15 protein-coding genes are annotated in these 16,175 nt (G+C 61.0%); 14 read left to right on the top strand and 1 reads right to left on the bottom strand.

The genetic code is table 11. The features are described 5' to 3' along the window. The first annotated feature begins 19 nt into the window (after window positions 1–19). Together pepB and sseB are read left to right on the top strand one after the other, a co-directional pair. Window positions 20–1,303: an aminopeptidase PepB gene (pepB, locus tag BS626_RS06140; protein WP_075181501.1), complete on the top strand. Its 1,284-nt coding sequence runs from the start codon at window positions 20–22 to the stop codon at window positions 1,301–1,303. A 45-nt stretch (window positions 1,304–1,348) separates the two neighbouring features. Next, window positions 1,349–2,128 (top strand): enhanced serine sensitivity protein SseB, encoded by a 780-nt coding sequence (gene sseB, locus BS626_RS06135; protein ID WP_075181500.1) that lies wholly within the window; start codon window positions 1,349–1,351, stop codon window positions 2,126–2,128. A gap of 42 nt (window positions 2,129–2,170) precedes the next feature. Here sseB and sseA read toward each other — a convergent pair whose 3' ends face one another. Beyond that, window positions 2,171–3,031: a 3-mercaptopyruvate sulfurtransferase gene (gene sseA, locus BS626_RS06130; RefSeq protein ID WP_075181499.1), complete on the bottom strand. Its 861-nt coding sequence runs from the start codon at window positions 3,029–3,031 to the stop codon at window positions 2,171–2,173. A gap of 338 nt (window positions 3,032–3,369) precedes the next feature. Here sseA and BS626_RS19015 point away from each other — a divergent pair, with 338 nt between their 5' ends. The 12 genes from BS626_RS19015 to der all read left to right on the top strand — a co-directional run bounded on the left by BS626_RS19015 (window position 3,370) and on the right by der (window position 15,958). Further along, window positions 3,370–3,723 (top strand): hypothetical protein, encoded by a 354-nt coding sequence (locus BS626_RS19015; RefSeq protein WP_305790490.1) that lies wholly within the window; start codon window positions 3,370–3,372, stop codon window positions 3,721–3,723. A gap of 35 nt (window positions 3,724–3,758) precedes the next feature. After that, the gene (locus BS626_RS06125; protein ID WP_371328485.1) at window positions 3,759–5,057 is read left to right on the top strand and encodes a DUF2235 domain-containing protein; all 1,299 of its coding nucleotides are present in this window, start codon (window positions 3,759–3,761) and stop codon (window positions 5,055–5,057) included. A gap of 10 nt (window positions 5,058–5,067) precedes the next feature. Beyond that, a complete protein-coding gene (locus BS626_RS06120) occupies window positions 5,068–5,754 on the top strand; it encodes a DUF2931 family protein (protein ID WP_075181498.1) in 687 nt (228 codons plus the stop codon). A 286-nt stretch (window positions 5,755–6,040) separates the two neighbouring features. Further along, on the top strand, window positions 6,041–6,724 hold the full coding sequence (locus tag BS626_RS06115; protein ID WP_240494265.1) for a DUF2931 family protein: 684 nt from the start codon (window positions 6,041–6,043) through the stop codon (window positions 6,722–6,724). Window positions 6,725–6,958: 234 nt separating this feature from the next. Beyond that, window positions 6,959–7,390, top strand: coding sequence for a nucleoside-diphosphate kinase (ndk, locus tag BS626_RS06110; RefSeq protein ID WP_075181496.1), 432 nt, complete (start codon window positions 6,959–6,961; stop codon window positions 7,388–7,390). A 203-nt stretch (window positions 7,391–7,593) separates the two neighbouring features. Continuing rightward, window positions 7,594–8,763 carry a bifunctional tRNA (adenosine(37)-C2)-methyltransferase TrmG/ribosomal RNA large subunit methyltransferase RlmN gene (locus tag BS626_RS06105; RefSeq protein ID WP_075181495.1) on the top strand — a complete coding sequence of 390 codons (1,170 nt, stop codon included), beginning with the start codon at window positions 7,594–7,596 and terminating at the stop codon, window positions 8,761–8,763. 234 nt (window positions 8,764–8,997) lie between these two features. Then, window positions 8,998–10,002 (top strand): cytoskeleton protein RodZ, encoded by a 1,005-nt coding sequence (gene rodZ / locus BS626_RS06100; RefSeq protein WP_075181494.1) that lies wholly within the window; start codon window positions 8,998–9,000, stop codon window positions 10,000–10,002. 50 nt (window positions 10,003–10,052) lie between these two features. Beyond that, window positions 10,053–11,174, top strand: a complete 1,122-nt coding sequence (gene ispG / locus BS626_RS06095; protein ID WP_075181493.1) for a flavodoxin-dependent (E)-4-hydroxy-3-methylbut-2-enyl-diphosphate synthase — start codon at window positions 10,053–10,055, stop codon at window positions 11,172–11,174. Window positions 11,175–11,187: 13 nt separating this feature from the next. Beyond that, window positions 11,188–12,462: a histidine--tRNA ligase gene (hisS, locus tag BS626_RS06090; RefSeq protein WP_075181615.1), complete on the top strand. Its 1,275-nt coding sequence runs from the start codon at window positions 11,188–11,190 to the stop codon at window positions 12,460–12,462. Window positions 12,463–12,493: 31 nt separating this feature from the next. After that, window positions 12,494–13,114, top strand: a complete 621-nt coding sequence (locus BS626_RS06085; RefSeq protein WP_075181492.1) for a YfgM family protein — start codon at window positions 12,494–12,496, stop codon at window positions 13,112–13,114. A 10-nt stretch (window positions 13,115–13,124) separates the two neighbouring features. Next, window positions 13,125–14,306, top strand: a complete 1,182-nt coding sequence (gene bamB, locus BS626_RS06080; RefSeq protein WP_075181491.1) for an outer membrane protein assembly factor BamB — start codon at window positions 13,125–13,127, stop codon at window positions 14,304–14,306. A 164-nt stretch (window positions 14,307–14,470) separates the two neighbouring features. Next, window positions 14,471–15,958 carry a ribosome biogenesis GTPase Der gene (gene der / locus BS626_RS06075; RefSeq protein WP_075181490.1) on the top strand — a complete coding sequence of 496 codons (1,488 nt, stop codon included), beginning with the start codon at window positions 14,471–14,473 and terminating at the stop codon, window positions 15,956–15,958. Window positions 15,959–16,175: the final 217 nt, after the last annotated feature.

Below are 16,175 nucleotides of genomic sequence, written 5' to 3'. Positions count from 1 at the left end.
CGATAGGGAGAGTGTTGCGATGGCAAATGATGTGATGATGATTGAGCTTTCCCCGGCGCCGGCCGACGCCCGCTGGGGCGAACAGGCCCTGACCAGCATCGGCGACGGCGGGGTGACCATTCACACCGGTGAGGATGCGCTCGGGCGCATTCAGCGCGCGGCGCGCAAAATCGACGGCATGGGGCTGCGCCGCGTCGCGCTCGACGGTGAGGGCTGGGATTTGGCGCGCTGCTGGGCCTTCTGGCAGGGCTGGCGCGGACCGAAGGGCGAGCGGCATATCCGCTGGCCGGCGCTCTCCGTCGCCGAACGCGCCGAGCTGGATAGTCGGCTGCAGACCATCGACTGGGTGCGCGATACCATTAACGCGCCGGCGGAAGATCTGGGTCCGGAGCAGCTGGCGCAGCGGGCGGTCGATCTGCTCGCCGCTGTGGGCGGCCCGGCGGTCAGCTATCGCATCACCAAAGGGGACGATTTGCGCGAGCAGGGCTACCTCGGCATTCACACCGTGGGACGCGGATCCGCCCGCCCGCCGGTGCTACTGGCGCTGGACTACAACCCCAGCGGTGACGCTGATGCGCCGGTGTTTGCCTGCCTGGTCGGTAAAGGCATCACCTTCGATAGCGGTGGTTACAGCCTGAAGCAGAGCGCGTTTATGGACGCCATGAAGTCCGACATGGGCGGTGCGGCCACGGTCACCGGCGCGCTGGCGCTGGCGATTGCCCGCGGCCTCAACAAGCGCGTGAAGCTCTGGCTCTGCTGCGCCGACAACATGGTCAGCGGCAACGCCTTTAAGCTGGGAGATATCATTCGCTACCGCAACGGCAAAACCGTTGAGGTAATGAACACCGACGCCGAAGGGCGCCTGGTGCTGGCTGACGGCCTGATTGACGCCAGCGAACAGCAGCCGGAGCTGCTGATCGATGCGGCGACCCTGACCGGCGCGGCCAAAACTGCTCTGGGCAACGACTATCACGCGCTGTTCACCTTTGATGATGCGCTGGCCCAGCGCCTGCTGAGCGTGGCCGCCGGGGAGAACGAACCGTTCTGGCGCCTGCCGCTGGCGGAATTTCACCGCGGCCAGCTGCCGTCGAACTTTGCCGATTTGAATAATATCGCCGGCCCGGCCCACAGCGCCGGCGCCAGCACCGCCGCGGCGTTCCTGTCGCATTTCGTCAGCCGCTATCAGCAGGGCTGGCTGCACATCGACTGCTCTGCCACCTACCGCAAGAGCGCCGTTGAGCAGTGGTCAGCCGGTGCCACCGGGCTGGGTGTGCGCACCCTTGCCGGTCTGTTACTGAAATAATGCTGCGAGGCCTGCCGCGTTTGCGGCAGGCTGCGGGACTTTCTGATGAACACATTCAATTCGCGCCTGGAAGAGGTGCTCGCCCTTGCGGCAACCGAGCCGGCCCATCGGCCAGCGTTTTTCTCACAGCTGCTGGAAGCCAGCGTGCTGGTCCCCGGTACCCGCGCCGACGGCGGCGATGGTCCGCTGGATGCCAGCACGCCGCTGGATCTGCAACACTGGGAGAAGGAGGACGGCACCTCGGTGATCCCGTTCTTCACCTCTGAACAGGCGCTGGCGGACGCGGTGAGCGATGCGCAGCCGTACGTGATTTTACCGGTGCGTACCCTGTTTGCGCTGACGCAGGGGGAAACGCTGTTTCTCAATCCAAAACTGCCCAGCGGCAAGGAGTTCACGCCGGCGGAGATCGCCCGGCTGATTGACGAGGGGGGGAGCGCGCTGACGCAACAAACCGTACTGGAGGGCGGCAGCGCGCTGCTGCTCTCCGAGGTGGCGGCGCCGCCGGCGCAGATGATTGCCTCGCTGACCACGCTGTTCAGCCAGACTAAACCGGTACGCCGCGCCTTTGTCGCCCTGCTGCGCGAGCAGGCCGATGGCCCGGCCAATCTGCTGATCGGCATCGAAGCGGACAGCGATATCGCCACCATCATCCACACCGCCGGGCAGGTGGCAACGGATACCCTGACCGACGATGCGCCGATTGATATCTGTCAGGTGGTGGAAGGGGAGGGCGGCATCAGCCACTTTTTCTCGGCGCATATCACGCCGTTTTACGAACGTCGCTGGGGCAGCTTTCTGCGCGACATTAAGGTCAAAATGGTTTGAGGCCGCTGCGCACCTGCCCCGCTCGCGGGGCAGGTCGCCAACTCAGGAACGGTGGGCCAGATCCACGCCGGGCAGATCGGCGCGGCTGCCCCATTCGCTCCAGGAGCCGTCATACAGGCTGAGGTCGCCGGCGCCAAGCTGGGTCAGCGCCAGCAGGACCACCACCCCGGTGACCCCGGAGCCGCAGCTGCCAATCACCGGCTGCGCCACATCCACGCCGTGCGCGGCAAATACCGCGCGCAGCGCCGCATCGCTCTTCAGCGCGCCATTCTCCACCAGCGCCGTCCAGGGCACGTTAACGCTGCCCGGAATGTGCCCGCGATACAGTCCGGCGCGCGGCTCATCCACCTCGCCGCGAAAGCGGTTTGCCGCGCGGGCGTCAACGATCTGCGCGCCGCCCTCATGGCTGACCAGCAGCACGTCGGTCAGGCTGCGCACCGCCGCCCGATCCGGCACGGTTGCCTCAAACTCACTCTCTTCGGCGGCAACCTCACCCGGTGCCAGCGGGTGACCGGCTGCGCGCCACGCGCTCAGGCCGCCAGCGAGGATCGACACCCGCTGCACGCCGAACTGACGCAGCATCCACCAGGCGCGCGGGGCGGAAAACAGGTTGCCCTCATCATATACCACCAGATGGTTATCGCTGCTGACGCCCAGTTCGCGCATCGCCACGGCGAAGCCCTCGGCGCGCGGCAGCATATGCGGATAGGGTGAAGAGTGATCGGACAGCGCTTCAATATTAAAAAACGGCGCAGCGGGCAGGTGGCCACTCAGGTACTCGGCGTTAACATCGCGCACGGCCTCCTGCCCTGGCGGCAGCATCCGCGCATCCAGTACCTGCAGATCAGCGTCGGCATAGTGTTCATGCAGCCAGTCAACGGAAACAAACAGGGGAGCGGTCATGGCAACCTCTTCTTCAGCATAAAAACAGCAGTGTCGGGCAATGGCTCGCATATCTCAAGGGATGCGTTGCGAAACTGGGGGCATTGGTGTGAAATTGAGCGTCTTTTTGTTATCGGTAGATACCCGGCAGGAGGCAATCAGGACGACGCGTATCTCGCGGGCGTTGTTTGTGCTGCGGCCCGGTCACTGCAATTAATGGACGCGCACGCGTCTTAAAACACCCAATAACCATACAGTTGCCGCGGGGCAAAGTGACGATGTTGACAGGCGCGGTTAATCGGAACGCATCAGCCAGAGGTGCTTCAACGGCGATTATTTGCTAAATACAGGGATTTTCTATGACTGAGAGTGAAAAGGACGTGTCGGATGAGACTGGCTATTACCGTTACGAAGTTGTCGGTGACAACACGCATCGAACCGATATTCACGGCAGCGTAAAGGTTATTTACTGCCAGCGGGTGCCGGTCAGGGGGATCACCCTGACGGTGGGGGTGTTCTTTGACGGTACGGGCAACAACCGGGCGAACGCCGACGATCTGCGGCTGGCGTATGCCCACTGCGCCGGCCTGGTCGGCGAGGAGCGAGCCAGAGCGTGCGCGAAGTATGAAGAACACGCCAGAGCGGGGCTGGGTAACGCCAGCTGGCAGGGGGGATCACCAATATTTCCCGGCTGTTTGACCTTTATCAGCTGAGTGATGAACTCAACGACAGCCAGACAGAGGCGCAGGTGAAAGCCTACGTCAGCGGCATCGGGACGGCGGACGGCGAGAGCGACTCTATGCTGGGGATGGCGCTGGGCAGCAGCCTTATCCGGCAGTTCGAAGGGGTGGTGACGAAAACCGATAAGGCGCTGGAAAAGATCAGCGCAGAGCTGACCCGCTTTATCAAACTTAACCGTGACAAAGTGGCGATCGCGAAGGTGCAGTTTGACGTGTTTGGGTTCAGCCGCGGGGCGGCGGCGGCGCGGCACTTTGCCAACTGGGTGATGCACCAGGACGCGGCGATAGCGGCGGCGATAGACAAGGGGCTGGCTATGGCGGGGCACCACGGAAAACCGGCGGGTGAGGTGCGCTTTCTGGGGCTGTTTGACACGGTGGCGGCCATTGGCAGCCTGCTGAACTTTTACGGCCTCAACGGGCGCAGCAACCCCGGTGTGAATCTTGAGCTGCGCCCCTCGGTGGCGCAGAAGGTGTTTCAGATAAGCGCGATGCACGAGTGCCGCTATCATTTCAGCCTGAACAGCGTTAAAGGGATGTGGCCGGAGCTGGCGCTGCCGGGGGCGCACTCGGACATCGGCGGGGGCTACAACGCGGGAGAGGATGAAATCTCCCTGCTGACGATGCCGGACTTTGAGGTGATACCGGAGAGCGCGGACGAGACGCAGACGGCGGTGTACCGTCAGGCGGAGAAGATGCGCCAGGCGCTGTATTCGCTGCCGGCGCTGAAGTACCTGATGCCGCACGGCAAGGTGGAGACGAAAATGATTTCGTGGCCGCTGGTCAATCAGAACAAGGCGCGGGCGTTTATTTTTGAGAAGAAAGCCGGCGCGGCGGTGTTTATGACGCGGAAAGCGGTGCCGAACGACTGGGAAAAGGTGTGCATGCGGGTGATGCTGGATGCGGCCCAGGACGCCGGGGTGATATTCGGGGATATTGACCCGCAAAACCCTGACACTGCCCTTCCCGCTGAGCTGGTTCCCCTGTGTGATAAAGCGATAGCACAGGGGCGCGCGGTCCGGCGGGGCGCGGAGCCGGCGGGCTTTACGGCGGAGGAGATGCGGATCATCGGGCGCTACCTGCACGGTTCGGCGAACTGGAATATCGACTCCGACCTGAGCCTGTGGGTGAGTCCGTCCTCGGGAGAGGTTTTTCTGCGAAACCACTATGCGCCGACGGATGAACGCTCCTTTGTGTGGCCGATGGCACCGGGCAAAGGCTGGATGCGGACGGTATGGCGGATGGACGACCAGCAGCAGTGGGAAGACCGGGCGCGGGCGAACGCGGACGCGCTGGACGGGCTTTTCTGAGGAGGCAGGGATGAGACGATTACCGCTGATGGTGGCCGTGCTGGCCGTGACGCTGACTGCCGGCTGCCATGACCGTCGCGCAGGCGTGAAGACGCTGCTGGGAGACGGTGTGGAGCAGTATGGGAAAAAGCTGCCTTATGACCACTGGCAGTTTAATTTTTTTCACCCGAAAAATCTGCCGGCGCTGGTGACGATGGTATATCTGGAGGACGGGGATATCCGGGAAAGTATCTTTCGACAGCTTGACGCAGCCAGACCCAGTCAGAGCAGTGTAGATAAATGGAGCCAGCGCGTAGGTGGTTTTTCAGCCAATTTTAATGCCGGCAAGGCGCTGCCGGTCAGGATGACGGTATGCTGGGACTCGGTTATCGATAAAAAGGCGTACGAGACCGAGATCTGGTTCAGCCGGGAGACGTGGCGGCAGATGCTCGCGGCCTATCCTGATACTTATCGTCCGGGAAAGACGTATTACCGGGATAATATGATTATCGGACTGGCCCCAGGAGGAACGGTGCGGATCTGGCTGGAGGATAATGGCGATCCTGCTGTACTTCAGCATCCTGCCCGGCAGCTCACGATGACGGGGGAAGATATGCTGATATGTAAAGGGGTAACGAAACATCCTAACGGGTATGTTTATTACGGAAAGACACCCGATTTTATCAAAGGGAAAACCTATCCGTACGGAGAGTGGTAATCAATCAGGCCACCGGGATGTCATGGCGGTTTTCATACAGCACGCCGCCAGCAGGCCGCATTTGCACAGCCAGCGCCTGCGGATTTGCATTGCCGCAGTACTGGTGCAGCCAGTCAACGGAAACGGGCAGATTTCAGCCTGAACGGCGTTAAGGGGATGTGGCCGGAGCTGGCGCGGCGATCAGAACTTAATCCCAAGTGTGATAAAGCGACAGCGCAGGGCCGCGCGAACGCGGACGCGCTGGACGGGCTTTTCTGAGGAGGCAGGGATGAGACGATTAGCACTGATGGTGGCCGCGCTGGGTGTTGTGCTGCTTGCCGGCTGCCATGACCGCCGCGCGGGCGTCAGGACGCTGCTGGGGGATGGGGTGGAGCAGTGGGGGCAAAAGCTGCCTTATGACCACTGGCAGTTTAATTTTTTTCACCCGAAAAATCTGCCGGCGCTGGTGACGATGGTATATCTGGAGGACGGGGATATCCGGGAAAGTATCTTTCGACAGCTTGACGCAGCCAGACCCAGTCAGAGCAGTGTAGATAAATGGAGCCAGCGCGTAGGCGGTTTTTCAGCCAATTTTAATACCGGCAAGGCGCTGCCGGTCAGGATGACGGTGTGCTGGGACTCGGTTATCGATAAAAAGGCGTACGAGACCGAGATCTGGTTCAGCCGGGAGACGTGGCGGCAGATGCTCGCGGCCTATCCTGATACTTATCGTCCGGGAAAGACGTATTACCGGGATAATATGATTATCGGACTGGCCCCAGGAGGAACGGTGCGGGTCTGGCTGGAGAATAACGGGGAATCTTCAGTACTTCAGTATCCTGCCCGGCAGCTCATGATGACGGGGGAGGATATGCTGATATGTAAGCATGTTCCCAGCCGGATTGATTTTAATTATCTTGCGGTTAACGGCTTTGATCCTTTTATCCGTGATTTCATCAAAGGGAAAACCTATCCGTACGGAGAGTGGTAATCAATCAGACCACCGGGATGTCATGGCGGTTTTCATACAGCACGCCGCCAGCAGGCCGCATTCGCACAGCCAGCGCCTGCGAATCGGCATTGGCGCAATGTTATTGATCAAGGTTTTTCAATAAATTATTGCATCGGTGATAGGCAACGGCCGGTTGTACCCCTATAATCGGCGCCGTTTCTAAAGCCGGGGCCCCGCTCCCGCTTTCACCAGAATATTCAGACAGAGGTTAACATGGCAATCGAACGTACTTTCTCCATCATCAAGCCAAACGCCGTTGCAAAAAACGTGATTGGTGCCATCTACAACCGTTTTGAAAGCGCAGGCTTTAAAATCGTTGGCGCAAAAATGCTGCACCTGAGCAAAGAGCAGGCTGAAGGCTTCTACGCCGAGCACCAGGGGAAGCCGTTCTTTGACGGTCTGGTTGAGTTCATGACCTCCGGTCCGGTCGTGGTTTCCGTGCTGGAAGGTGAAGACGCGGTTCAGCGTCATCGCGATCTGATGGGCGCCACCAATCCGGCCAACGCGCTGGCCGGCACCCTGCGTGCTGACTACGCCGACAGCTTCACCGAAAACGCCACCCACGGCTCTGACTCTGCCGAGTCTGCCGCGCGCGAAATCGCGTATTTCTTCGGCGAAGGTGAAATCTGCCCGCGCACCCGCTAATACGCGTCCTTGCCCCCCGGCAACGCCGATGGGGATGGAGCAGGGGATGGCGGTGGCCTTTACAATTTAATTGTCGACGGCCCTTTCACCCCCTGCCTGCCGGTAGTAGAATTACGCGCCCCTGCTGAGTCTCTCAGCGGGGGCGTCTCTTTTAACTCACTACCCCCGTGCCATAACGTGTAACAACGAGGCCAGAGAACATTATGTCAGAATCCCAGGTGACGTCCGCGTCCGCTTCTCCCGCTGTAGTCAGCCCCAAATCCGAAAAAATCAATTTACTCGACCTGAACCGTCAGCAGATGCGCGCGTTCTTTCAGGAGCTCGGTGAAAAACCGTTTCGCGCCGATCAGGTGATGAAGTGGATTTATCATTACTGCTGTGACGATTTCGAGCAGATGACCGACATCAATAAAGTGCTGCGCGGCAAGCTGCAGCAGGTGGCGGAAATTCGCGCGCCGGAAGTGGCCGAAGAGCAGCGATCCTCCGACGGCACCATAAAGTGGGCAATCAGCGTAGGCGGCCAGCAGGTCGAAACCGTCTATATTCCCGAAAAAGATCGCGCCACCCTCTGCGTCTCCTCCCAGGTGGGCTGCGCGCTGGAGTGCAAATTCTGTTCGACGGCGCAGCAGGGCTTTAACCGTAACCTGCGGGTGTCTGAAATCATTGGTCAGGTGTGGCGCGCGGCCAAAATCATCGGCGCCTCCAAAGTGACCGGTCAGCGTCCGATCACCAACGTGGTGATGATGGGCATGGGCGAGCCGCTGCTGAACCTGACCAACGTGGTGCCGGCGATGGAGATCATGCTGGACGACTTTGGCTTTGGTCTCTCCAAGCGCCGCGTGACCCTCTCCACGTCGGGCGTCGTACCGGCGCTGGATAAGCTGGGCGATATGATTGACGTGGCGCTGGCCATCTCGCTGCACGCGCCTAACGACACCATCCGCGATGAGATCGTACCGATCAACAAGAAGTACAATATCGAAACCTTCCTCGCGGCCGTGCGTCGCTACCTGGCCAAATCCAATGCCAATCAGGGGCGGGTGACGGTGGAGTACGTGATGCTCGATCAGGTGAACGACAGCACCGATAATGCCCATCAGCTGGCGGAGGTGTTGAAAGATACCCCGTGCAAAATCAACCTGATTCCGTGGAACCCCTTCCCGGGAGCGCCTTATGGCCGCAGCTCCAATAGCCGCGTAGACCGTTTTTCCAAGGTGCTGATGGAGTACGGCTTCACCACCATCGTGCGCAAAACCCGCGGCGATGATATTGACGCCGCCTGCGGCCAGCTGGCCGGCGAGGTGATTGACCGTACCAAGCGCACCCTGCGCAAGCGCAGCGCCGGTGAGCCGATTGCGGTAAAAGCGGTCTGACCGGCCGCGGTCCGCGGCGGGAGGCGGCTGTCCGTCATGCCCCCTCCCGTTCAGACCGGTTACGTACCGGAATTAGCTGGGAATTTTCAACAATAACGGTGCGTTTCTTTACGGTTTGAGGCAGTATGATGCAGAGACATGATTCGCCGCGTCAGCACGGGCTTCCGCTCTCGGGGTTCCCATGTTTGGCGTTATTTTTTTCCTCATCGATACGGCAACACGACTAGTTAGCGAATGAATACTGAAGCCACGCAAGAAAAATCAGCAGGAAATTCCACTGGCGCGCGACTTCGCGCCGCTCGTGAACAAATGGGGCTGAGCCAGCAGAATGTTGCCGAGCGTCTCTGCCTGAAACTTTCCACCGTACGCGACATTGAAGAGGACAAGGCCCCGGCGGATCTGGCCTCCACCTTTCTGCGCGGCTATATCCGATCGTATGCCCGCCTGGTGCACGTACCGGAAGAGGAGCTGCTGCCGATGCTGGCTAACTCTGCGCCGGTGCGGCCCTCTAAGGTGCAGCCGATGCAGAGTTTTTCGCTGGGCAAGCGGCGTAAAAAACGCGACGGCTGGTTAATGACCTTCACCTGGCTGGTGCTGTTTGTGGTGATCGGCCTGACCGGTGCCTGGTGGTGGCAAAACCATCAGGCCTCGCAGGACGATCTGCTGTCGGTGAACAGTGCGGTCGAGGGCGACGGTAGCCAGTCGATTCCGCTGAACACGACGCCGGACGACACCGCGACCGCGCAGGCTAACGCGGCGCCCGAGGTGCCGGCCGCCGACGGCAGCCAGTCGCCGGAGGAGAGTGTACCGGCCCAGACCGCGACGGCACCGAACGCGACGCCTGCTGACGGTGCGGCGCCTGCCGCGCCGGCCGAGAGCGCCGCGGTTGTGGCGCCGAGCCAGGCGGTCACCGACGGGGCGGCACCGGCCGCCACTGCCGGTTCCCTGCCGACCGCCAGCGCCGGCGTGGGAGAGAGCGCCGTGACCGCCGATCCCAATGCGGTGGTCATGGATTTCAACGCCGACTGCTGGCTGGAAGTCACCGACGCCGCGGGCAAAAAGCTGTTTAGCGGAATGCAGCGCAGTGGTGGTAAACTCAGCCTGTCCGGCACCGCGCCCTACCGGCTGAAAATCGGCGCGCCGCGCGCGGTGAGCATTCAATACCAGGGGCAGCCCGTTGATCTTAGCCGTTTTATTCGTACCAACCAGGTTGCTCGCCTGACGCTGGGTGCGCAGTAAGTCGCTCCCGGCCGTGTACAGGTCTCGTGTAACCGTGGAGAGAAGAGCATATGCATAACGAAGCACCCATTACCCGGCGTAAATCGACGCGGATTTATGTCGGAAAGGTGCCGGTCGGCGATGGCGCACCGATTGCCGTCCAGTCCATGACCAACACCCGCACCACCGACGTCGAGGCGACGGTTAACCAGATTAAAGCCCTTGAGCGCGTCGGCGTGGACATCGTCCGCGTCTCGGTGCCGACCATGGACGCCGCCGAGGCCTTTCGGCTGATCAAACAGCAGGTCAGCGTGCCGCTGGTGGCGGATATCCATTTTGATTACCGCATCGCGCTGAAAGTCGCCGAGTACGGCGTCGATTGCCTGCGCATTAACCCGGGCAATATCGGCAGTGAGGAGCGCATCCGCCAGGTGGTGGCCAGCGCCCGCGACCACAACATCCCCATCCGTATCGGCGTAAATGCCGGCTCCCTTGAGCGTGACCTGCAGGAAAAATATGGCGAACCGACGCCGCAGGCGCTGCTGGAGTCCGCGATGCGCCACGTAGAGCACCTGCAGCGGTTGAATTTTGACCAGTTTAAGGTCAGCGTGAAGGCCTCAGACGTCTTCCTCGCCGTGGAGTCCTATCGCCTGCTGGCGAAAGAGATTGCTCAGCCGCTGCACCTTGGGATCACCGAGGCGGGCGGGGCCCGCGCCGGCGCGGTCAAATCGGCCATCGGGCTGGGTCTGCTGCTGTCGGAGGGGATCGGCGATACCCTGCGAATTTCGCTGGCGGCCGATCCGGTGGAAGAGGTCAAGGTCGGTTTCGATATTCTCAAGTCGCTGCGCATTCGCTCACGCGGTATCAACTTTATTGCCTGCCCCACCTGCTCGCGCCAGGAGTTTGACGTCATTGGCACGGTCAACGCGCTCGAGCAGCGGCTGGAAGACATCATCACCCCGATGGATGTCTCGATCATCGGCTGCGTGGTCAACGGCCCCGGTGAAGCGCTGGTCTCTACCCTTGGCGTCACCGGCGGCAATAAGAAAAGCGGCTTTTATGAAGACGGCGTGCGCCTGCGCGATCGTCTGGATAACAACGACATGATTGATCAGCTGGAGGCGCGAATTCGCGCGAAAGCCAGCGTGCTGGATGCGACCAACCGCATTGATGTCCAGCAAGTCGAAAAATAAAGAGAGTCCTTACGTGGCAAAAAATATCCAGGCCATTCGTGGCATGAATGACGCGCTGCCGGCCGATACGGCCGTCTGGCAGCGGGTAGAAACCATTCTGAAATCGGTCCTCGCTGGCTACGGCTACAGCGAAATTCGCACCCCGCTGGTGGAGAGCACCCCGCTGTTTAAACGCGCCATTGGTGAAGTCACCGATGTGGTGGAAAAAGAGATGTACACCTTTGACGATCGCAACGGTGAAAGTCTCACCCTGCGTCCGGAAGGCACCGCGGGCTGCGTGCGCGCTGGCATTGAGCACGGCCTGCTGTACAACCAGGAGCAGCGCGTCTGGTATATGGGCCCCATGTTCCGCTATGAGCGTCCGCAAAAAGGCCGCTACCGCCAGTTCCATCAGATCGGTGCCGAAGTGTTTGGCCTGCAGGGACCGGACATTGACGCGGAGCTGATTCTGCTGACCGCCCGCTGGTGGAAGGCGCTGGGCATCGCCGATCACGTGACGCTGGAGCTGAACTCCATCGGCTCGCTGGCGGCGCGCGCCGACTATCGTACCGCGCTGGTGGCGTTCCTCGAGCAGCACAAAGCGGCACTGGATGACGATTGCCAGCGCCGGATGTACACCAATCCGCTGCGCGTGCTGGACAGCAAGAACCCGGAGGTGCAGGCGCTGCTGAACGACGCGCCGGCGCTGCATGACTACCTCGACGAGGAGTCCCGCGCGCACTTTGCCGGGCTGTGCCAGCTGCTGGATCAGGCCGGCATTGCCTATCGCGTAAATCAGCGCCTGGTGCGCGGTCTCGACTACTATAACCGCACGGTGTTTGAGTGGGTGACCGCCAGCCTCGGCGCGCAGGGCACGGTATGTGCCGGCGGTCGCTACGACGGGCTGGTCGAACAGCTGGGTGGTCGAGCGACCCCGGGCGTCGGCTTTGCCATGGGCATGGAGCGACTGGTTCTGCTGGTGCAGGCGGTGAATCCGGATTTTGAACCGACGCCGATCGTTGATGTCTATGTTATCGCTTCGGGGCAGGGGGTGCAGTGTGCCGCCATGCTGCTGGCCGAGCAGGTGCGTGATGCGCTGCCGGCGGTTAAGTTGATGACTAACCACGGCGGCGGTAACTTTAAGAAGCAGATTGCGCGGGCCGATAAGTGGGGCGCGCGCGTCGCGCTGATCCTCGGCGAGGATGAAGTCGCCAACCAGCGCGTGACCGTAAAAGATTTGCGCGCCGGTGAACAGCACACCGTTGCGCAGGCTGACGTAGCCGCGACCGTGGCGGCGCTGCTGGCCTGAGTGGCCGGCGATAAGGGACAGGAGAGAGTGCGTGGAAGTGTACAGCAACGAACATGAGCAGGAAGACGCGCTGCGTCGCTTTTTTAGCAATAACGGCAAAGCGCTGGTGGTGGGCGTGATCGTCGGTATCGGCGCGCTGGCCGGCTGGCAGTTCTGGAGCAACCACCAAGCGGTGAACGCCCGGGACGTGTCGCAGGCCTATCAGCAGGTGACGCACGCAATCAACCCGGCTAACCCCGGGTCGCTGAGCGCCGCGGCAAAATTTGCCGACGACACCGCGAACAGCTACGGCGCGCTGGCGTCGCTGGATGTCACCAAAGGCTACGTCGACGCCGGTCAGTTTGAGCGCGCGGCCGACCAGCTGCGCAGCGGTCTTCACGATACCGACGACGCTAACCTGCAGGCGGTGCTGCGTCTGCGCCTTGCCCGCGTGCAGCTGCAGCTGAAGCAGGCCGATGAGGCGCTGAGCACCCTTGACGCCATCAAAAGCGACGGCTGGGCGGCGATTGTGGCGGACATCCGCGGCGATGCGCTGTTGAGTAAAGGCGATGTGAAGGGCGCGCGTGACGCCTGGAGTCACGGCATTGCTTCCGATGCATCTTCCGCCCTCAAGGAGATGATGCAGATGAAAATGAATAACTTGTCCAGCTAAGAGGGACGTCATGGAATTGCGTAAATTACTTCTGCCAGGGCTGATGTCAGTCACTTTACTCAGTGGCTGCTCGCTGTTCAGCGGCGAAGAAGATGTGGTTAAAATGTCGCCGCTGCCGACAGTCGAAAACCAGTTCACCCCGCAGCAGGTGTGGGACACGTCGGTCGGCGATGGCACAGGTGATTTCTATTCCAATTTGCACCCGGCCTGGCAGGACAACACGCTCTATGCCGCCGATCGCTTTGGCGTGGTGAAGGCGCTGGACGCCAGCAACGGCAAAGAGAAGTGGAAAGTGGACTTGTCGGAGAAGACCGGTTTCTTCTCCAGGAATCGCTCTGCGCTGTTGTCCGGTGGCCTGACCGTGGCCGGTGATAAGATTTACATCGGCAGCGAGCGGGCGCAGGCCTACGCCCTGAACACCGGCGACGGCAGCATTGCCTGGCAGACGACCGTTGCCGGTGAGGCGCTGTCGCGCCCGGTGGTCAGCGATGGCCTGGTGCTGATTCATACCAGCAACGGCATCCTGCAGGGGCTGGATCAAAACAGCGGCGCAGTGAAATGGACAGTGAATCTCGATATGCCGGCACTGTCGCTGCGCGGAGAGTCCGCACCGTCCACCGCCTTTGGCGCGGCCATCGTCGGCGGCGATAACGGCCGCGTCAGCGCGGTGCTGATGAACCAGGGACAGATTATCTGGCAGCAGCGCATTTCCCAGCCGAGCGGCGCGACCGAGATCGACCGCCTGAGCGACGTGGACACCACCCCGGTGATTGTCAACGGCGTGGTCTATGCGCTGGCCTATAACGGTAACCTGACTGCGCTGGATCTGCGCTCCGGACAAATCCTGTGGAAGCGGGAAATCGGCTCGGTTCGCGATCTGATCGTCGACGGCGGCCGCATCTTCCTGGTGGATCAGGACGACCGCGTGATTGGCCTGAGCACCGACGGCGGTGTGACCCTGTGGCGCCAGAGCGATCTGCTGCACCGCAACCTGACGTCGCCGGTGTTGTATAACGGTTACCTGGTGGTGGGCGACGCCGAGGGGTACCTGCACTGGATGAATACCGAAGACGGGCGCTTTGTTGCACAGCAGAAAGTGGACAGCTCCGGTTTCCAGAGCGAGCCGGTGGTGGCCAGCGATAAGCTGGTGATTCAGGCGAAAGACGGTACGGTGCACGCCATCACGCGCTAACCCTGCGACCCGTGCGACGTGGGGCGGGCCGCTGGCCTGCCGTACCTTACGGGATCATCTCTGTATATTATCGGGCGGATGCGTTATATTCCGCCCGTTTTATTTATTCTTACGGCCGGGCTGCGGCCCGTCCCTGAACGTTTTTCCGTAATGAGGCTTGTCTTATGGTACCTGTGGTCGCGCTTGTCGGGCGCCCCAATGTGGGGAAATCCACGCTGTTCAACCGCTTAACGCGCACCCGTGACGCGCTGGTCGCGGACTTTCCGGGCCTGACCCGCGACCGTAAATACGGCCGGGCCGAGGTGGAAGGGCGTGAATTCATCTGCATCGACACCGGCGGGATCGACGGCACCGAAGAGGGTGTAGAAACCCGCATGGCGGCGCAGTCGCTGCTGGCAATTGAAGAAGCGGACGTGGTGCTGTTCATGGTGGATGCCCGCGCCGGTCTGATGCCGGCCGACGAGGCGATCGCCCAGCACCTGCGCGCGCGCGAAAAGCCGACCTTTCTGGTGGCCAATAAAACCGACGGCATCGACGCCGACGCGGCGATCCTCGATTTCTGGTCGCTGGGGCTGGGTGAGATTCACCCGATTGCCGCGTCGCACGGCCGCGGGATAGTCAGTCTGCTGGAGCACGTGCTGCTGCCGTGGATGGACCAGGACAAGCCGAAGACGCTGACCGAAGAAGAAGAGAACGAAGCCTACTGGGCGGCGCTGGCGGCGGAAGAGAGCGACGCCATCCCGGACGATGAAGAAGAGCCGTTCGATCCGCGCACGCTGCCGATCAAGCTGGCGATTGTTGGTCGCCCCAACGTTGGCAAGTCGACGCTGACCAACCGCATTCTTGGTGAAGACCGCGTGGTGGTCTATGACATGCCGGGCACCACCCGCGACAGTATCTACATCCCGATGGAGCGTGACGATCGCGAATACGTGCTGATTGACACCGCCGGAGTGCGTAAACGCGGCAAGGTCACCGACACCGTGGAGAAATTCTCGGTGATCAAAACCCTGCAGGCGATTGAAGACGCCAACGTGGTGATGCTGGTTGTCGATGCCCATGAAGGGATCTCCGATCAGGATCTGTCGCTGCTCGGCTTTATCCTCAACAGCGGCCGCTCGCTGGTGATCGTGGTCAACAAGTGGGACGGCCTGAGCCAGGAAGTGCGCGATGAAGTGAAAGAGACGCTGGACTACCGGCTGGGCTTTATTGACTTTGCCCGCATTCACTTTATCTCTGCCCTGCACGGTAGCGGCGTGGGTAACCTGTTTGAATCGGTTACCGAAGCTTACGACTGCGCCACCCGCCGGGTGAACACGTCAATGCTGACCCGCATCATGAAGATGGCGGAAGATGATCACCAGCCGCCGCTGGTCCGCGGTCGCCGCGTGAAGCTGAAGTATGCGCACGCCGGCGGTTACAATCCGCCGATCGTGGTGATCCACGGTAATCAGGTGAAAGATTTGCCGGATTCCTACAAGCGCTACCTGATGAACTATTTTCGCAAGTCCCTGCAGGTAATGGGCACGCCGATTCGGATCCAGTTTAAAGAGGGCGACAACCCGTTTGCCGGCAAGCGCAACACGCTGACGCCGACCCAGATGCGTAAGCGTAAGCGTTTAATGTCGCACCTGAAAAAAAATAAGCGTTAATCTTCAAGGGGCCGCCAGGCCCCTTACTGTTTCTGTCGCTTGATTGCCGCGCCCGGTGCGGCGATCGTCACCATTGCCCGCCACGGCTTTACGCTTTTCTAACGATTATGTAACACCACTAACAGCGTATTAATCTCTTCAGTTTTTTATGTACCAGGTGGTACAATTTTCTCCCCCCACCTCCGCCGTGCGAGGGGCCCGCGGCCATTGCCCCCCG

It is taken from the genome of Pantoea sp. 1.19, assembly GCF_001922585.1.
Taxonomy (GTDB): domain Bacteria; phylum Pseudomonadota; class Gammaproteobacteria; order Enterobacterales; family Enterobacteriaceae; genus 1-19.
This window is presented reverse-complemented; position numbering and strand designations above follow the sequence as displayed.